A 17146-nucleotide genomic window follows, 5' to 3' on the forward strand; every position below is an offset into this window, starting at 1 on the left:
CCGCCCCGACCTCCGAAACCCAGTCAAGCGTGGCCGACGACCTCGTGCAGGCCGCGCTGCGGGCCGCCGACGCCCTGGGCAAGGACGTCGCCGACGTGCCGGTGATCGCGATCGCGCGCGAGGCGGGGGTCTCGCGCAGCACCTTGATCCGCCGCCTCGGCGGGTCCCGCGCGGCCCTCGACGAGGCGGTCCGGGCGGCCGGGGTGGATCCGGGCGGCCAAGCCCCGGTGCGCACCCGCGCCCTGGATGCCGCCGCCGAATTGGTCAGCGGCTCCGGGTTGGCCGCAGCGACCCTGGATGCCATCGCCACGCGTGCGCACTGTTCGGTGCACAGCCTCTACGTGGTTTTTGGTGGCCGTGACGATCTGCTGCGGGCGTTGTTCGAACGGCACAGCCCGCTGCTGCAGATCGAAGACTTCTTCGACGATGGCCACGATGACCTGCCCGCCACGGTGCGCCGCCTCTACGGCCTGATTGCCCGCACCCTCAACCGCGAGCCCCGCGTGGCTCCCGCCCTGTTGGCCGAGGCGCTGGCCCGGCCCGATAGCCCGGCCATCCAGAATCTGTTGGGGCACAACGCCCCCCGCCTGCTGGCCACCCTGGGCGGCTGGCTGAGCGGCGAAGTGCAGGCTGGACGCATCCGCGACATCCCACTGCCGTTGCTCATCCAGCAGCTGATCGCCCCCATAGCGGTGCATCTGCTGGTGCGCCCGGCGGTGCCGCAACTTCCGGGACTGGAACTGCCCGACCTCGACACCGTCTGCGACGTCTTCACCGAGACGTTCCTGCGTGCGGTGGGTCAATCCAGGAAAAGGGGCTCAAGATGAGTGCATCGGATCCCACCCGCAAGGCGAGGGTGCTGCTCGGAGCGGTGTTCACCGGGGCGGGGATCGCGCACCTCGTCAAGCACGAATGGTTCGAAAGTCTGGTCCCCGAACAACTCTCGCGACGGCGCCGGCCCATAAGCGCGATCACCGCCGTCATTCAGATCGTCGGCGGCATCAGCATGTTCATCCCGCGCCTGCGCGTCGTTGCGCGTTGGGCCAACATCGGCTTGCTGCTGCCGACCCTGCCGGCGGCCGTCGACCAATTCAACCACCCCGAAGTCCTGCGCAGGACTGGGATTCCGCGGGCGCTTGCGCCGGTGCGCGCCGTCGCGCAGGCCGTCGTTGTCGCGCTCACGTGGTGGGCCACGCGCCGCGACATCGGCTAGGGCATCAGCGCCCAATCGTGCTCGGACGCGCTGGCCTGAGCCACGGTTGACGCCGGCTTGCGCAGCGGCCGGGAGCGTACCCGCTGCGGCCACCAGAACCAGCGGCCGAGCATCGCCGCGATCGACGGGGTCATGAACGACCGCACGATCAGGGTGTCGAACAGCAGACCCATGCCGATGGTGCTGCCGACCTGGGCCAGCGACATCAAAGCGGACAGCCCAAAGGAGAGCATGGTGAAGGCGAAGACCAGCCCGGCGGAGGTGACGACGGCGCCGGTGCCGGCCATGGATCGGATGATGCCGGTCTTGATGCCGGCGTGGATCTCCTCTTTGAACCGGGAAACCAGCAGCAGGTTGTAGTCCGATCCCACGGCCAGCAGGATAATCACCGACATGGCCAGGATCATCCAATGCAGTTGGATGCCAAGGATGTATTGCCAGATCAGCACCGACAGCCCGAACGAGGTTCCCAACGATAGCAGCACGGTGCCGACGATGACCGCCGAGGCGATCACGGCGCGGGTCAAGATCAGCATCACGATGAAGATCAAGATCAGCGCGCCGACGCCAGCGATCAGCAGGTCGTAGGTGGATCCTTGTTTCATGTCTTTGGCGATGGCCGCGGTGCCGCCGATGTAGATGCGGGCGTTCTCCAGCGGGGTGCCCTTGATGGCCTCGAACGTGGCGTTGCGGATCGCGTCGACGTGGGTGATGCCCTCGGGGCTGGCGGGATCACCGAGGTGAGAGATGATGAACCGCACCGCTTTTCCGTCCGGTGAGATGAACATGTCCATGCCCCGCTTGAAGTCGGGGTTGTCGAACACTTCCGGGGGCAGGTAGAACGAGTCGTCGTTTTTGGCGGTGTCGAAGGCCTGACCCATCGAGTTGCCCTTGCCCGCCATGGAGGCCTGTTGATCCTGCATCCCGGCCATCGTGGAATGCATCGACAGCATCATGGTGTGCATCGAGCGCATCATCGAGAGCATCGGCGTGAGCAGCTTGAGCATCTTGGGCATGATGGCGTCCATGCGGTCCATGTCAGGCATCAGCTCGCCGATTGCGTCGGACAGGACGTCGACGCCGTCCAGGGTGTCGAACACCGACCGCAACGCCTGGCATACCGGGATGTCGAAACAGTGCCTCTCCCAATAGAAGTAGCTGCGGATCGGCCGGAAGAAGTCGTCGAAGTCTGAGATGTGGTTCCGCAGGTCGTTCATTTCGGCGACCATGGTCTTCATCTGCCCGACGATATGGTGCATGATGCCGGTCATCTCCTGCATGATCTCCACCATGGATTCCATCGTGGTAATCATGGTTTCCATCTGGTTGGCCATGACCAGCATCTGGTCCATCTGGCCTTGCATGTAGTCGCGCGTCAGCTGCTGGGCCACGCCCTGCATACCCATTTGATATGGCAGGGAGGTGTGGTCGATCGGGGTGCCCAGCGGGCGCGAGATCGTCTGCACGCGTGCGATTCCGGGGGTGTGGAAGATGTTTTTGGCGATCCGTTCGATGATCAGCATGTCGGCCGAGTTGCGTAAATCCTGATCGGTCTGCACCATCAACAATTCCGGGTTCATCCGGGCCTGATTGAAGTGCCGGTCGGCGACGTCGAAACCCTGCATCGCCGGGATGTTTTTCGGCATGAACAGGCGGTCGTTGTAGCTGGCCTTGTAACCGGGCAGGGTGATCAGTCCGACCAGCGCCAGCGCGCACGTCGCCGCCAGGACCGGTCCGGGCCAGCGCACCACGGCCGTGCCCACTCGCCGCCAACCGCGGGTGCGGGCAACGCGTTTGGGCTCGAACAGCCCGAACCGGCCGCCGATCACCAGGATCGCCGGCGCCAAGGTCAACGACGCCAGCACGGCCACCGTGATACCGATCGCCAACGGAATGCCCAGGGATTGGAACATCGGCAGCCGGGTGAAATGCAGGCAGAGCGTGGATCCCGCGACCGTCAGGCCCGAGCCCAGCACGACGTGCGCGGTGCCCTTGTACATCGTGTAGAAGGCGCTCGTGCGGTCCTGCCCGGCGTTGCGGGCTTCGTGATAGCGGCCCAGCACGAAGATCGCGTAGTCGGTGCCCGCCGCGATGCCCAGCATGGTGAGCAGGTTCACCGAGAACGTCGACAGGCCGATCAGGCCGTAGTACCCCAAGGCCGCCACCACCCCGCGGGCGGCCACCACCTCGAGCATCACCATCACCAACACCAACAGCACCGTGACCGCCGAGCGGTACACGATGAACAAACTGATCAGGATTACCGCCACGGTGATCGCGGTGACCACCTTCAGGCTCTTGTCGCCGACCTTGTGCTGATCGGCGAACAACGCCGTGGTGCCGGTGACATAGACGTGCAGACCCGGCGGTGTCGGCACGCTGTCGACGATGTGGCGCACCGCGCCGACGGATTCGTTGGCCAGCGCCTCACCCATGTTGCCGGCCAAATAGATTTGCACATAGGTGGCCTTGTTATCGGCGCTTTGGGCACCGGCCGCCGTCAGCGGATCACCCCAGAAGTCCTGCACATGCGTGACGTGTTTGGTGTCGGCGCGGAACTTGCGGATCAACTCGGCGTAATAGCGGTGGGCCTCGTCGCCGAGCGGTTGATCGCCCTCGAGCACCACCATCGCCGAGGCGTCGGAGTCGGATTCCTTGAACACGCGGCCGATGTGCTTCATCGCCCGCATCGACGGCGCATCCCCGGGGCTCAGCGACACCGAGTGCGTCTGTCCCACTTCTTCCAGGGACGGCACCGCGACGTTGAGCAACACCACCAATGCCAGCCAGCCCAGCAGAATCGGCACCGCGAACACGCGGATGAAGTGGGCGATGGCCGGCGGGCGGTCGGCGCTCATGCCGACTTCACCTGGCAGAAGGTGAACGCGTCCACCCCGCTGGCCGACTTCTCGTCCTTGACCTTGCCGTCCACCGTGATGCGGCAGCCGATCGATTCGGCGTTGCCCTGGGCGAGCAAGATCGGCATCGTCGCGGGCGCGGTGGTGGTCAGGGTGAGCACCCACGGAAGAGGTGCGCCCTTGACACTTTGCGGATTCGCCGACAGGTCAAGGTAATTGATCGTCGCGACGGACCCGGCCGGCCCGAAGACCTCGTAGGTCACCTGCTTCGGGTTGAAGGGCTTCGCGTCGTTGTTGATCCCGGACCCCTCGCGGGTGATCTCGGTATCCGATCCGAAGATCCCGTGCATGCGCGATATCACAAACCCCCCAATCACAACCATCATCAGCACCAACAGCGGCAGCCACAGCCGTCTCATCACCCTCAGCATGAAAGTCCTTGTGGTAGGCTAGTTTTAACGGTCATTGGTCAGATATCTTGTGGTCATGTCGGTGATTTCCCGGGCCCACTGTCGCCACGTCAGCCCGTCAGGCAGCCAGGTGGACATCGCCGCGCGGTGTGCCCCCGACCCGATCACGTTGCGAAACGTCATCTCCAGCGCAACATCCGGGTTGGGGTGCCGGATCTGGTCACGGTAGGGGGCCATGGCGTCGACGAATCGCTGCCGCAAGTCGGTGAAGATTCGCAGCCCTTCCGCCGGGGGGTCGGCGGTGCGCCCGCCGGCCAGGATGGCGGGAATCAGCCGGGCGCTTTCGTCCAGGGTGTCGCTCAGCGCCGTCGCCAAGGCGTCGACAACTCCGTGCAGCGAGGCTCCGGCGTTTTCCAGTGCGGTCGCCACACTGTGCCCGAGCCGCTCCGCGAGCGCCTGTTTGACCGCGTCGATCAATTGTTCTTTGCCGGCGAACCGCCGATAGACCCCGCCGACGGAGACTCCGGCGTGTTCGGCGACGCGGGCGATGGTGAGCTCGTCGGGTCCGTCGTTGATCAGCACGTGTTCGGCCGATGCGAGGAGTCGTTGCAGCGCCGCGCGACTGCGCGCTTGCTGGGGCGGGCGGAATTCGGCCTTCACCGCTGGTGCCGACGGTGCTGCGTGCTGGCTCATAGTCGTCCCCAAACTGGAACGCGAATTTCGATTCGCATAGTAGACCACCGATGGGGCCGGCTCAAGCGTTCTGTGGCAGGCAAATTCAGACAGTTGTTAATTCGGCGCTACCGAAGGTTCGCAAAAGCGGGGGGATTTGCCGTTTCCCGTCGGCGCGGATTGGTAATACGGGCAAATATGAGCGGGTCGAATCGCAGAGTCGTTCAACATGCGGCCCAACCGGCTGATCCCATTCGCCCGCAGGTCCATCGGGCGGACGCGCCCCGCTTCCCACGGCCGTCCGCATCGGATGATCCGACGCCAGCAATGGGGGCACCGTCGCCGCTTCGGCGTGAGCGACTGCCGGGCGGAACGGCGCTCGACGGCCTCGAGCAGCAGGATGAAGCGAGCCCCGACAGGCTGAACTGGCGAGGGGTCCTGCGCCGAATCGGGATCGATCTGGGCCCGAGCAAGGAATTGGCCTACGAAGCCGGTCTGCGGGATCGCATCCGGACCCCGGTGGGCGGCGCATTTCCCATCGCCGTGCTCAACCTCAAGGGGGGTGTCGGCAAGACGGCGGTGGTGGAGGCGCTCGGCTCGACCTTCGCACAGGTGCGCGACGACCGGGTGATCGCCGTCGACCTCGACGCGGGTGACTTGGCGGATCGGCATGGTCGCCGCACCCCATTGAGCATGGCCGATTTGGTCGCCGACGACACCGTCGCGCGGTATATCGACGTGCGCGCGCACACCTACATGAACAGTTGCGGGCTGGAGGTGCTCGGCCTGCCGGACTACGCGCACACCGATTGGCGGGCGGGGCGCGGCGACGTGGTGAAGGCGTTTTCCGTTCTCGGCAAGCACTACTCGCTGCTGCTGGTGGACTGCGTCAAGGAGCTCAATTCCAGCGTGATGGACGCGGTCCTCACCGAAGCACGGGCCCTGGTGGTGGTCACCAGCCCCTCGATCGACGCGCTACGCAAGACCAAAACCACGCTGGAGTGGTTGTCCCACAACGGATATCGGGCATTGGTCGCTTCGACCGTGCTCGCGATCAACCACCTCGAGCCGGGCAAGCCCGGCACCGTGGCCGCCAAGCAGGTCGAGCATTTGTCGGCTCAGGTCGCCGCCACGGTGCTGCTGCCCTTCGATCGGCACGTGCATGAGGGCCGAGAAATCGGGCTGGACAAATTGAGCAAGGAAAGCCGACGCGGCTACCTGGAGATGGCCGCCGCGCTGGCCGATATGCTCCCCGGCCGCTGACCGCCGGGCTCGCCATTAGGATCGAGCCATGACTTCAGTGGCCGACCTGATGGATTACGACGACGTCGTCGCGCGGTTCGATCCAGTGCTCGGACTCGAGGTGCACGTCGAGTTGTCCACCGCGACCAAGATGTTCTGCGGCTGCGCCACCACCTTCGGCGCCGAACCCAACACGCAGGTGTGTCCGGTGTGCCTGGGCCTGCCCGGCTCGTTGCCGGTGCTCAACCAGGTGGCGGTGGAATCGGCGATCCGAATCGGGCTGGCGCTGAACTGCGAGATCGTGCCCTGGTGCCGGTTTGCCCGGAAGAACTACTTCTACCCGGACATGCCGAAGAACTACCAGATCTCGCAGTACGACGAGCCGATCGCCATCAACGGTTACCTGGAAGCCCCGCTGGACGACGGCAGCACCTGGCGGGTGGAGATCGAACGCGCGCACATGGAGGAGGACACCGGCAAGCTGACCCACATCGGCAGCGAAACCGGCCGCATCCACGGCGCCACGACGTCGCTGATCGACTACAACCGGGCCGGCGTGCCGCTGATCGAAATCGTCACCAAGCCCATCGAGGGCGCCGGGGCGCGGGCGCCGCAGATCGCCCGGGCCTATGTGACGGCGTTGCGAGACCTGTTGCGCGCGTTGAACGTATCGGACGTCCGGATGGACCAGGGTTCGATGCGCTGTGACGCCAACGTGTCACTGAAGCCGATCGGAACCGCCGAATTCGGCACCCGAACCGAAACCAAGAACGTCAACTCGCTGAAAAGCGTCGAGGTCGCGGTGCGTTACGAAATGCAGCGCCAGGCCGCGGTCCTGGCGTCCGGCGGCCGGATCATCCAGGAGACCCGGCACTTTCAGGAAGCCGGCGGATACACCAGCCCGGGCCGGGCCAAGGAGACGGCCCAGGACTACCGCTATTTCCCCGAGCCGGACCTGGAGCCCGTCGCGCCCAGCCGCGAGCTCGTCGAGCGGCTGCGCCAGACCATCCCCGAGCTACCGTGGTTGAGCCGCAAGAAGATTCAGCAGGAATGGGGCATTTCCGACGAGGTGATGCGCGACCTGGTCAACGCGGGCGCGATCGAATTGGTCACCGCGACAGTCGAACACGGGGCGTCGGCCGAGCAGGCCCGCGCGTGGTGGGGAAACTTCTTGATGCAGAAGGCCAATGAGGCCGGCGTGCCGCTGGAGGAGCTGTCCATCACCCCAGCCCAGGTTGCCGCTGTGGTGGCGTTGGTCGACGAGGGCAAGCTGTCCACCAAGCTGGCCCGCCAGGTGGTTGAGGGTGTGCTCGCCGGGGAGGGCGAGCCCGAACAGGTGATGACGGCCCGCGGCCTGGCGCTGGTGCGCGACGACTCGGTGACGCAGGCGGCCGTCGACGAGGCCCTCGCCGCCAATCCTGATGTGGCGGAAAAGATTCGCGGCGGCAAGGTCGCCGCGGCGGGCGCGATCGTCGGTGCGGTGATGAAGGCCACCCGCGGCCAGGCCGATGCGGCCCGGGTGCGTGAACTGGTGTTGAAGGCCTGCGGGCAGGACTGATCGCCGGCAAACCCTGCCGAAACACCCGGTCTGCGGCCATGATGGTGGGATGGCCGACGAAACCTTCGAAGAATTCATGACGATGCTGGATCTTCCGGCGTTCGTGGTGACAACCCAGGCCGCCGGCCAACCCGCGGGCTGCCTGGTGGGCTTCGCCACCCAAACCGGGGTGACGCCACCACGGTTTTTGGTCGGTCTGGCCAAGGGCAGTCACACCACCGGGGTGGCCAGCCTGTCCCAACACCTGGCGGTGCACGTGCTGTCGCGCCGCCACCGCGCGCTGGCCGACCTGTTCGGCGGCCAAACCGGCCATCAGCTCAACAAGTTCGATCGCTGCTCGTGGCGCGCCGGCCCGCAGGGCATGCCGATGCTCGACGACGCGATCGCCTGGTTCGTCGGCCGGATCGTGAGCCGGTTCGACGTCGGCGATCACGTGGCCTACCTGTTGGAACCCGTCGCCACCTGGGTGCCGGAGTCCGCCGACGAGGATGATCCGCTGTACCTCTCCGATGTAGACGGCCTGGTCGACATCGATGACGACGACGACGGCGGCACGCCCGATCCGACGTTCTTTCGCGGCCAGCCCCGCGTCGACGTGCCCCGCCGCTACGGCCTGCGGTTCACCCTGGACGGGACTTAGGTCTTATCGTCGTTGTTCCGCGGGAAGCCGCCGCCCTGCGGGAACAGCGGGAACACCACGTCGTCGAGCTTCTCCGCGTCCCCGGCGGTTTTGTTGACGGTCGCGCCCCAGACGTTGCCGTCGGGCGACATCCGCAGCGCCCACGCGTGCGCGTGCGTGTCCTTACGGACCACATCGGGGTCGCCGGTGACCGCTCCCGTCGACGCGGACAGCCGCACCGCCACCGTCAGCTTGGGGTTGATCAGGTTGATCAGCACCGTCGAATCCATGGCCGCACACCCGGCCACGCCCGGCTTGTCCGGCCACGACCACACGGTGGAGACCTCGGACTTCTTGGTGATGCGTTGCAGGCGGTCCCCGGTGGGCGTGCGGTCGGCGACGTACAGCGAGCCGTCGATGGGGTCGGTGCACAGCCCGCCGCCGGAGCCGATGCCGGACAGCGCCGTCGTCGGCGGTGTCTGACCCACGGTCGTCGGCTGCTCGATGCGTAACACCTTGCCGGCCAACGATTTCGGGTCGGCGGCCATCGCCGGGTTGCCCGCGTCACCGGTCAGCACCACCAGCGTGGTCGGGCTGGTGAAGATCAACGCGCCGGTGTTGCCGGTGGCGCCCTTGGGGATTCCGGTCAGGATGTCCTTCGGGACATCGCCGTCGGCGACCCGGATTACCCGGTTGTCGGTGGGCGTGCTGATGTAGGCGTACATCAGCCGGTCCTGGGTGTAGGTCGGCGACAGCACGATGTCCATCAGGCCCCCGTCCCCGGAGGGGTCGACGGGGATGACCGTCTTCACCTTCGGTTCGGCGCTGACCGAGATTTCCTTGACGGCGCCGGTGGTGCGTTCGGCCACCAGCGCGGTCTTGCTGTCGGCCCCCATGATCAGCCCGCTGGTGCTCTCCAGGCAGCCCTGCATCACCCCCGGCGCGGGGCACGCCTTGGGGAACGGCGTCGGGGGCAGCGGCGGCGGCGGGGGAGGCGTCGAACTGGGCTGGGGCCGAAGCTCCGGGTTGGTGGTGAAGGGCTGCGATTGCGCGTCGTTGAACCGCGCGCAGCCGCTGGCGACCAGCACCGCCACGGACAGCGCGGCGAGCCCGCACCGAACCGACCGGCGTATCCGCATGATCGACAGGCTACGGGAATCCGCGGTCGTCTATTGCGGTCGGATTCGGGTGTTGCGGCGGATCGCCGACCGTTCCTGCTGCATGTGCCTGGCGGCCCACCGCCGGTATGCTCGCCGCATCCACGACATCCGCTCGTGGGTGCGCTGGGTGTGGCGCACCGGTTCGAGTTCGACGTGGTCGGGTTCCTCCGCCCCGATTTCGGTGCTGCCGTCGTCGCGGACGAACTCAAGCAGCAGGCCATCGGGGTCGAGCAGCTCACGCTCCCACGCCGCGTGGTCGTCGACGTCGGCGATGCCGTACGCGTCGGCGGCGTCGCGGATCACCTCCCCGAGTTCACCGTCGAGCAGTTGCCGGAACGCGTCGGCACCCTGACGGGGCCGGGCGATCATCCACGAGTGGTACGCGCCGGGAACCTTGTAGAGGCTGCCGTCGCAGTCCTCGGCGATTTCGCGTGCGCAGCGGAACGGGACGATCATGTCCTTTTCGGCGTGCACCACCATGGTGGGCATCACCTCGTCGCGCATCGCGCGCAGCATCGGGGTGTAGTCACCGGACTCGAGGATGGCCCGGATCGTGCGGTATGCCCCGAGCGGATTGCCCAGGTTGGGTGTGGCCACCGACGCCAGCAAGCGCAAATAGCCGAGCCGTTCGCCGTGTTCGACCTGGAAGGGGTCGCCCAGCGTGTCGCGGAACGCGACGTAGACCGCTCCCAGCGCCTTGCGCGGGGACTTCACCAGTTTCGGGATGGCTTTGTCGAACCGCTGCCCGGCCGCCGCGTCGAACAGGACGGCGGCCAGCACCCGCTCGGGCGCCCGAGCGGCCAGCTGGATGGTCATGCGTCCACCCATCGAATGGCCGGCGAACAGGGCCTGCCCCACGCCGAGCGCGTCCAGGGTGCGCAACACCGCGTCCGCGCGATCGGTGAAGCTGCACGCATCGCTGGGCAGCCGCCAGGTGTCCCCGTGACCGGCCGCATCGACGGCGACGACCAGAAATCCCTGACCAGCGATGCGGCTGAGCATGCGCAGGTACGCGCGGCGGCTCAACAGCAGGCCATGCATGAAGACCAGCGGGATTCCCCGCCCGCCGACGGAGAGCCCGATGTGCCGCCCGTCGTCGAGTTCGACGATGTGATGGGTCAGCCGGACCCGGCGCTGTGCTGTCACGGTCACTGTCGGGCTGACTACCCGCGCCCGCGCCGCGCACACCACGGCTTTTGGGCCCGCGGAGGCCGATCTGGGCCGGTTTGGGGGGTTGCGCGCCGATTGCCCCGCGAAACCGCTGCTCAAATCCCCGATTCCAGGCGATTTGCCCTTACCCTGGCACCCGTGACCAGTCAATCGCATGACGCACCCTGGCGGCCGCCGGGTCAATCGCCGGAGCCAGCCCCGGGGCGCCCCGCCGCGGCCCGCCTGGTCGACCCCGAAGATGACCTCACGCCGGTCGGGTATCCAGGTGAATTCGGAACCACCGGTGTGATCCCCTACCAGGACCCGAACCAGCCCGGCAGTCCGGGATATGGCCTGCTCGACCAGCAGGAGCCGTTGCCCTACGTCCAGCCGCAATCGGCGCCCCGGGCGGCACCGATTTCGGCGACCGAGCCCGCCCAGGACGACAGGGTCGACAAGCGCGACGACGACCTGCGCGATGTGGGCCGGCGCGGCACACAGCACCTGGGACTGCTGGTCCTGCGTGTCGGGCTCGGCGTGGTGCTGGGCGCGCACGGCCTGCAGAAGCTGTTCGGCTGGTGGGGCGGCTCGGGGCTGACCGGGTTCAGAAACTCACTGTCCGACGTCGGCTACCACCACGCCGACATCCTCGCATACGTCAGCGCCGGCGGCGAGATCGTCTCGGGCGCCCTGCTGGTGCTGGGATTGTTCACGCCGGTGGCCGCCGCGGGCGCGCTCGCGTTCCTGATCAACGGCCTGCTGGTCACCATCTCGGCCAAGCCGCACGCGCACAACCTGACGTACTTCCTGCCCGACGGGCACGAGTACCAGATCACCCTGATCGTCATCGCCGTCGCGGTCATCCTGGCCGGTCCCGGCCGCTACGCCCTGGACGGTGGGCGGGGCTGGGCCTATCGGCCGTTCATCGGCTCATTCGTCGCGCTGGTCTGCGGCATCGCCGCCGGGATCGGGGTGTGGGTGCTGCTCAACGGGGTGAATCCGATCGCCTAGCCGTACGGGTTGGGCACCCGTCCCGAGCTGGCCTCGGTCAACTGCGGCAGGGTCGCGAAGGTTACCGCGGGCAGCCGCAGCTCCGCGCCGCTTTTCAGCCGCGCGCGTGCCCACGAACCCCGGTTGAACCGCAACCCGTCGATGTCCTCCCAGCGCGCCGACTGGCTGCCCAGCAGCGTCCGCACCGTCACGCCCTGGTCGTCGGCGACGGTGCGCAGCCGGGCGATCATTGCCGACAACAGCACCGGGATGACCAGCACCGGCGCGCACGGCGGCCACGCCAGCACCGGTATCAGCAGGCCGAGGGTCACGAATCCGACCGCGAAGTGCGCCATCGGCGAAACCTTGATCACCACGGGAGAGTCGGCCACCCGAGCATCATTTCACCCGTCGGGCGGCGCGCCCTGACGGCGGCCGGATTTGACTGCTGAGCTGTGCGAAGGCTACCGTCGGACGCTATGGGTCAGCCCGGAATGCTCGTAGTACTTAGTCGGCGCGTTGGTGTCTGACTAGTTCTTCGGCATTTGAAGCGATCCAGCACCAACGCGCAACCCTCGTACAGCAGGAGCTGACGGGGGTTTTTTCATGCCCCCGCCCGCAACCAAAGAGGACATAAGAGGTCACCGTGAGCGCACCTACCAAGCCACAGCCGCAGCACGCGGCCAACGGCGCGCCGGACACCGTGAAACCCGCCGCAAAAGCCGCTGCGGCCCACCCGAAACGGGTCGCCCCGGTACAAATGACCGGCGCGCAGTCGGTGATCCGGTCGCTGGAGGAACTCGACGTCGAGGTCATCTTCGGCATTCCCGGCGGCGCCGTACTGCCGGTCTATGACCCGCTGTTCGATTCGAAGAAGCTGCGCCACGTGCTGGTCCGCCACGAGCAGGGCGCCGGTCACGCGGCCAGCGGCTATGCGCACGCGACCGGCAAGGTCGGGGTGTGCATGGCGACCTCGGGTCCCGGCGCCACCAATCTGGTGACGCCGCTGGCCGATGCGCAGATGGACTCGATCCCGGTGGTCGCCGTCACCGGGCAGGTCGGGCGTGGGCTGATCGGGACCGACGCCTTCCAGGAGGCCGACATCTCCGGCATCACGATGCCGATCACCAAGCACAACTTCCTGGTTCGCTCCGGCGACGACATTCCGCGGGTGATGGCCGAGGCCTTCCACATCGCGGCCTCCGGGCGCCCCGGCGCGGTGCTCGTCGACATCCCCAAGGACGTGCTGCAGGGCCAGTGCACGTTCAGCTGGCCGCCGCGCATGGAGTTGCCCGGCTACAAGCCGAACACCAAACCGCACAGCAGGCAGATCCGCGACGCCGCCAAGCTGATCGCGGCCGCGCGCAAACCGGTGCTGTACGTGGGCGGCGGCGTGATTCGGGGCGAGGCGACCGAGGAACTGGCCGAATTGGCCGAACTGACCGGGATCCCGGTGGTCACCACGCTGATGGCGCGCGGGGCGTTCCCGGACAGTCATCGCCAGCACATGGGCATGCCGGGCATGCACGGCTCGGTCGGGGCGGTGGCGGCGCTGCAGAAGAGCGACCTGCTGATCGCGCTGGGCACCCGCTTCGACGACCGGGTGACCGGAAAGCTCGACTCGTTCGCGCCGGAGGCCAAGGTCATTCACGCCGACATCGACCCGGCCGAGATCGGCAAGAACCGGCATGCCGACGTGCCGATCGTCGGCGACGTCAAGGCCGTCATCGCCGACCTGATCGCGATGCTGCGGCACTACGACATCCCGGGCAACATCGAAATGACCGACTGGTGGGCGTATTTGGACGACGTGCAGTCCACCTACCCGTTGAGCTACGGGCCGCAGAGCGACGGCAGCCTGGGCCCGGAATACGTGATCGAGAAGCTGGGCCAGATCGCCGGACCGGACGCGGTGTACGTCGCCGGCGTGGGCCAGCACCAGATGTGGGCGGCGCAGTTCATCTCCTACGAAAAGCCGCGCACCTGGCTGAATTCCGGCGGCCTGGGCACCATGGGCTTCGCCATCCCGGCGGCCATGGGCGCCAAGATGGCCCGCCCCGACGCCGAGGTCTGGGCGATCGACGGCGACGGCTGCTTCCAGATGACCAACCAGGAGTTGGCCACCTGCGCGGTTGAGGGCATCCCGATCAAGGTGGCGCTGATCAACAACGGCAACCTGGGCATGGTGCGGCAGTGGCAGACCCTGTTCTACGACGAGCGGTACTCGCAGACCGACCTGGCCACGCACTCGCACCGCATCCCCGACTTCGTCAAGCTGGCCGAGGCGCTGGGCTGCGTCGGATTGCGTTGCGAGCGTGAGGAAGACGTCGTCGACGTCATTAACCAGGCCCGGGCGATCAACGACCGCCCGGTGGTGATCGACTTCATCGTCGGCGCCGACGCACAGGTGTGGCCGATGGTGGCCGCCGGCACCAGCAATGACGAGATCCAGGCCGCGCGCGGCATCCGCCCGCTGTTCGACGACGAAACCGAAGGGCACGCCTGATGAGCATCGGGGCGCCGAAGACGCACACGTTGTCGGTGCTGGTCGAGGACAAACCCGGCGTGCTCGCGCGGGTGGCGGCGTTGTTCAGTCGGCGCGGTTTCAACATCGAGTCGCTGGCCGTCGGTGCCACCGAGGACAAGAACATGTCGCGGATGACCATCGTGGTCTCCGCCGAGGAAACCCCGCTCGAACAGATCACCAAGCAGCTCAACAAGTTGATCAACGTGATCAAGATCATCGAGCAGGAAGACGACAACTCGGTGTCGCGTGAGTTGGCGCTGATCAAGGTACGGGCCGACGCCGGTACCCGCAGCCAGGTGGTCGAGGCGGCGAACCTGTTCCGCGCCAACATCATTGACGTATCCCCGGAATCGCTGACCGTGGAGGCCACCGGCAACCGCGGCAAGATCGAAGCGCTGCTGCGGCTGCTGGAGCCGTTCGGTATCCGAGAAATCGCCCAATCAGGAATGGTGTCGTTGTCCCGCGGTCCGCGCGGTATCGGCGCCGCGAAATAGCCAGGAAGAAGGAGATATTCACGTGGCATTAGAGATGTTCTACGACGACGACGCGGACCTGTCGATCATTCAGGGCCGCAAGGTCGGCGTGATCGGCTACGGCAGCCAGGGCCACGCGCACTCGCTGAGCCTGCGTGACTCCGGCGTGCAGGTGCGCGTCGGGCTCAAGGAGGGTTCCAAGTCCCGGGCCAAGGTCGAAGAGCAGGGCCTGGATGTCGACACCCCCGCCGAGGTCGCCAAGTGGGCCGACGTGATCATGCTGCTCGCGCCCGACACCGCGCAGGCCGACATCTTCAAGAACGACATCGAGCCCAACCTGAAGGCCGGCGACGCTTTGTTTTTCGGTCACGGGCTCAACATTCACTTCGACTTGATCAAGCCGCCCGCCGATGTCACCGTCGCGATGGTGGCACCCAAGGGCCCCGGGCACCTGGTGCGCCGGCAGTTCGTCGACGGCAAGGGCGTGCCGTGCCTGATCGCCGTCGACCAGGACCCGACCGGTAGCGGCGAGGCGCTCGCGCTGTCCTACGCCAAGGGCATCGGCGGCACCCGGGCCGGCGTCATCAAGACCACCTTCAAGGACGAGACCGAAACCGACCTGTTCGGTGAGCAGGCCGTGTTGTGCGGTGGCACAGGGGAATTGGTGAAGGCCGGTTTCGACGTGATGGTCGAGGCCGGGTATCCGCCGGAGATGGCGTACTTCGAGGTGCTGCACGAGCTGAAGCTGATCGTCGATTTGATGTACGAGGGCGGCATCGCGCGGATGAACTACTCGGTGTCCGACACCGCGGAGTTCGGCGGGTACCTGTCCGGGCCGCGGGTCATCGACGCCGACACTAAGGAGCGGATGCGCGGCATCCTGCGCGAGATCCAGGACGGCACCTTCGTCAAGAAGCTGGTCGCCAACGTCGACGGCGGCAACAAGCAGCTCGAGGGATTGCGCAAGGAAAACGCCGAGCACCCGATCGAGGTCGTGGGCAAGAAGCTGCGCGACCTGATGAGCTGGGTCGACCGCCCCATCACCGAGACGGCGTAGCTTCTCGACGAGCCGAGCGCCGGTCGGGTTCTCGAAACTTAAACTACGCACACGCTTTTCGGCGTGTCGTGTGCGTGGTTTAAGTGTCGCGTCGGCGGCGGTGCGCCTAGATCTGGCGGCGAATGTCGAGCAGGTGGTGCTGCGCCTCGTGCAATGTGTGCAGCGCGACCCACCGCAACGACCGTTCGCAGGTCTGCGGGTAGTGGTAGATCAGCGTGCGATCCAAGTCGTCGGGGCCCAGCCGGGTGAGCACATTGCTGAAGAGCCGTGCCGCATCACCGAGCTGGCGCGCCACATCCGCGGGCTCCTGCTCGGCATACCCGTCGTGGATGACCCGCTCGTCGCGTCCCGACGGTGGACAGTCCGGCCGATCCACCCGGCGGGCCGCGAGCACCCTTTCGCGCTGCACCAGCAGCATGTCCCGCAGGTGACAGCCGTACTCGAGCGGTGACCACGCGTCCGGGCGGCGCCGGGAGCGCAGGTCAACGTCTCCGGCACGCAAGATCGCCACGACCTCGGCGACGCGCACCGCGATATCGTCCGCGACGGTCCCGAACTGACCTAGGTCGTAGACGAATTCGCACTCGGCGCATCGATCGGTCACAGGACACGCCTTTACGACGCCAGCCGTCCGGCGACCGACACCACCCGGCGGGCCAGATGGTCGAGGGCATGCTGCGTGGGCTCGTCGAAGTCGTCGATGTTGTCGTGCGTCGACACCAGGCTCACCCCGTACGGGTTGCCGTCGACGAACTTGCACGGATCGGTATACCCCGGCGCCACGATGATGCCGCCCCAATGGATCAGCGTGATGTAGAGCGAGAGCAGGGTGGTTTCCTGGCCGCCGTGCGCTGTGTTGGACGAGGTGTAGCCCGCGTACACCTTGTCCGCCAGCTTGCCGTCGGCCCACAGTTTGCCCAGCGAATCGATGAAGGTGCGCAATTGTGCTGCGGGCGAGCCGAATCGGGTCGGCGAGCCGAAGATCACTGCGTCCGCCCAGACGATGTCGTCCCCGGTGGCGGCCGGAAGGTCTTTGGTCGCTTCGTAATTCGCGGTCCAGGCGGGGTTGTGCGCGAACGAGGCCGGGTCTTGGGTTTCGGCGACGTGTCGCACTCGGACCTCGGCGCCCGCCGCCTCGGCGGCCGCGGCGACGCGCCGGGCCATCGTGGTGCCGTGGCCGGTGGCCGAGTAATAGATGATCGCGAGTTTCGTCACGGC

The 17146-nt window shown here is 66.8% G+C and carries 17 protein-coding genes; 9 read left to right on the forward strand and 8 right to left on the reverse strand.

Features of this window, described 5'->3' with window-relative positions; translation table 11 throughout:
- Positions 1–29: 29 nt before the first annotated feature.
- Both G6N66_RS07165 and G6N66_RS07170 read left to right on the forward strand, forming a co-directional pair.
- On the forward strand, positions 30–827 hold the full coding sequence (locus G6N66_RS07165) for a TetR/AcrR family transcriptional regulator (protein WP_085232421.1): 798 nt from the start codon (positions 30–32) through the stop codon (positions 825–827).
- Entirely contained in the window at positions 824–1213 is a 390-nt protein-coding gene (locus G6N66_RS07170) for a DoxX family protein (protein WP_139825128.1), read from the forward strand. The genes G6N66_RS07165 and G6N66_RS07170 overlap by 4 nt, the downstream gene beginning before the upstream one ends.
- Here G6N66_RS07170 and G6N66_RS07175 read toward each other — a convergent pair.
- From G6N66_RS07175 to G6N66_RS07185, 3 genes are read right to left on the reverse strand one after another with little or no spacing between them, the layout of a single operon-like run.
- On the reverse strand, positions 1210–4071 hold the full coding sequence (locus G6N66_RS07175; RefSeq protein ID WP_085232205.1) for an MMPL/RND family transporter: 2862 nt from the start codon (positions 4069–4071) through the stop codon (positions 1210–1212). The genes G6N66_RS07170 and G6N66_RS07175 overlap by 4 nt on opposite strands.
- Positions 4068–4502, reverse strand: coding sequence for an MmpS family transport accessory protein (locus G6N66_RS07180; protein ID WP_085232204.1), 435 nt, complete (start codon positions 4500–4502; stop codon positions 4068–4070). The genes G6N66_RS07175 and G6N66_RS07180 overlap by 4 nt, the downstream gene beginning before the upstream one ends.
- A 24-nt stretch (positions 4503–4526) precedes the next feature.
- Positions 4527–5174, reverse strand: coding sequence for a TetR/AcrR family transcriptional regulator (locus tag G6N66_RS07185; RefSeq protein WP_085232203.1), 648 nt, complete (start codon positions 5172–5174; stop codon positions 4527–4529).
- A gap of 306 nt (positions 5175–5480) precedes the next feature.
- On the opposite strand from G6N66_RS07185, the gene G6N66_RS07190 reads away from it, so the two are divergent.
- Genes G6N66_RS07190 through G6N66_RS07200 form a run of 3 tightly spaced genes read left to right on the forward strand, consistent with a single transcriptional unit; the run spans position 5481 to position 8593 of the window.
- Positions 5481–6416 carry a MinD/ParA family ATP-binding protein gene (locus G6N66_RS07190; RefSeq protein WP_139825127.1) on the forward strand — a complete coding sequence of 312 codons (936 nt, stop codon included), beginning with the start codon at positions 5481–5483 and terminating at the stop codon, positions 6414–6416.
- Positions 6417–6444: 28 nt separating this feature from the next.
- The gene (gene gatB, locus G6N66_RS07195; RefSeq protein ID WP_085232202.1) at positions 6445–7953 is read left to right on the forward strand and encodes an Asp-tRNA(Asn)/Glu-tRNA(Gln) amidotransferase subunit GatB; all 1509 of its coding nucleotides are present in this window, start codon (positions 6445–6447) and stop codon (positions 7951–7953) included.
- Positions 7954–8002: 49 nt separating this feature from the next.
- On the forward strand, positions 8003–8593 hold the full coding sequence (locus G6N66_RS07200; protein ID WP_085232201.1) for a flavin reductase family protein: 591 nt from the start codon (positions 8003–8005) through the stop codon (positions 8591–8593).
- Here G6N66_RS07200 and G6N66_RS07205 read toward each other — a convergent pair.
- Positions 8590–9711: a PQQ-dependent sugar dehydrogenase gene (locus G6N66_RS07205; protein WP_085232200.1), complete on the reverse strand. Its 1122-nt coding sequence runs from the start codon at positions 9709–9711 to the stop codon at positions 8590–8592. The two genes, G6N66_RS07200 and G6N66_RS07205, sit on opposite strands and share 4 nt — an antisense overlap.
- A 30-nt stretch (positions 9712–9741) precedes the next feature.
- The gene (locus tag G6N66_RS07210) at positions 9742–10788 is read right to left on the reverse strand and encodes an alpha/beta fold hydrolase (protein WP_372515691.1); all 1047 of its coding nucleotides are present in this window, start codon (positions 10786–10788) and stop codon (positions 9742–9744) included.
- Positions 10789–11040: 252 nt separating this feature from the next.
- Between G6N66_RS07210 and G6N66_RS07215 the strand changes: the two genes are divergently transcribed.
- A complete protein-coding gene (locus tag G6N66_RS07215; RefSeq protein WP_085232199.1) occupies positions 11041–11892 on the forward strand; it encodes a DoxX family protein in 852 nt (283 codons plus the stop codon).
- Here G6N66_RS07215 and G6N66_RS07220 read toward each other — a convergent pair.
- Complete coding sequence (locus G6N66_RS07220; RefSeq protein ID WP_085232418.1) at positions 11889–12227, reverse strand: PH domain-containing protein; 339 nt, start codon at positions 12225–12227, stop codon at positions 11889–11891. The two genes, G6N66_RS07215 and G6N66_RS07220, sit on opposite strands and share 4 nt — an antisense overlap.
- Before the next feature lie 290 nt (positions 12228–12517).
- Here G6N66_RS07220 and G6N66_RS07225 point away from each other — a divergent pair, with 290 nt between their 5' ends.
- The 3 genes from G6N66_RS07225 to ilvC are packed head-to-tail and all read left to right on the forward strand — an operon-like array spanning position 12518 to position 15928.
- Positions 12518–14377, forward strand: a complete 1860-nt coding sequence (locus G6N66_RS07225; RefSeq protein ID WP_085232198.1) for an acetolactate synthase large subunit — start codon at positions 12518–12520, stop codon at positions 14375–14377.
- Complete coding sequence (gene ilvN, locus G6N66_RS07230) at positions 14377–14892, forward strand: acetolactate synthase small subunit (RefSeq protein ID WP_085232197.1); 516 nt, start codon at positions 14377–14379, stop codon at positions 14890–14892. The genes G6N66_RS07225 and ilvN overlap by 1 nt, the downstream gene beginning before the upstream one ends.
- Positions 14893–14926: 34 nt before the next feature.
- The gene (gene ilvC / locus G6N66_RS07235) at positions 14927–15928 is read left to right on the forward strand and encodes a ketol-acid reductoisomerase (protein ID WP_139825142.1); all 1002 of its coding nucleotides are present in this window, start codon (positions 14927–14929) and stop codon (positions 15926–15928) included.
- A gap of 106 nt (positions 15929–16034) precedes the next feature.
- Here ilvC and G6N66_RS07240 read toward each other — a convergent pair whose 3' ends face one another.
- Both G6N66_RS07240 and wrbA read right to left on the reverse strand, forming a co-directional pair.
- Positions 16035–16532: a DinB family protein gene (locus tag G6N66_RS07240; protein ID WP_085232195.1), complete on the reverse strand. Its 498-nt coding sequence runs from the start codon at positions 16530–16532 to the stop codon at positions 16035–16037.
- A gap of 11 nt (positions 16533–16543) precedes the next feature.
- Positions 16544–17143, reverse strand: a complete 600-nt coding sequence (gene wrbA, locus G6N66_RS07245) for an NAD(P)H:quinone oxidoreductase (RefSeq protein ID WP_085232194.1) — start codon at positions 17141–17143, stop codon at positions 16544–16546.
- Positions 17144–17146 lie beyond the last annotated feature (3 nt).

Origin of the sequence: Mycobacterium conspicuum, from assembly GCF_010730195.1 — a bacterium.
GTDB lineage: Bacteria > Actinomycetota > Actinomycetes > Mycobacteriales > Mycobacteriaceae > Mycobacterium > Mycobacterium conspicuum.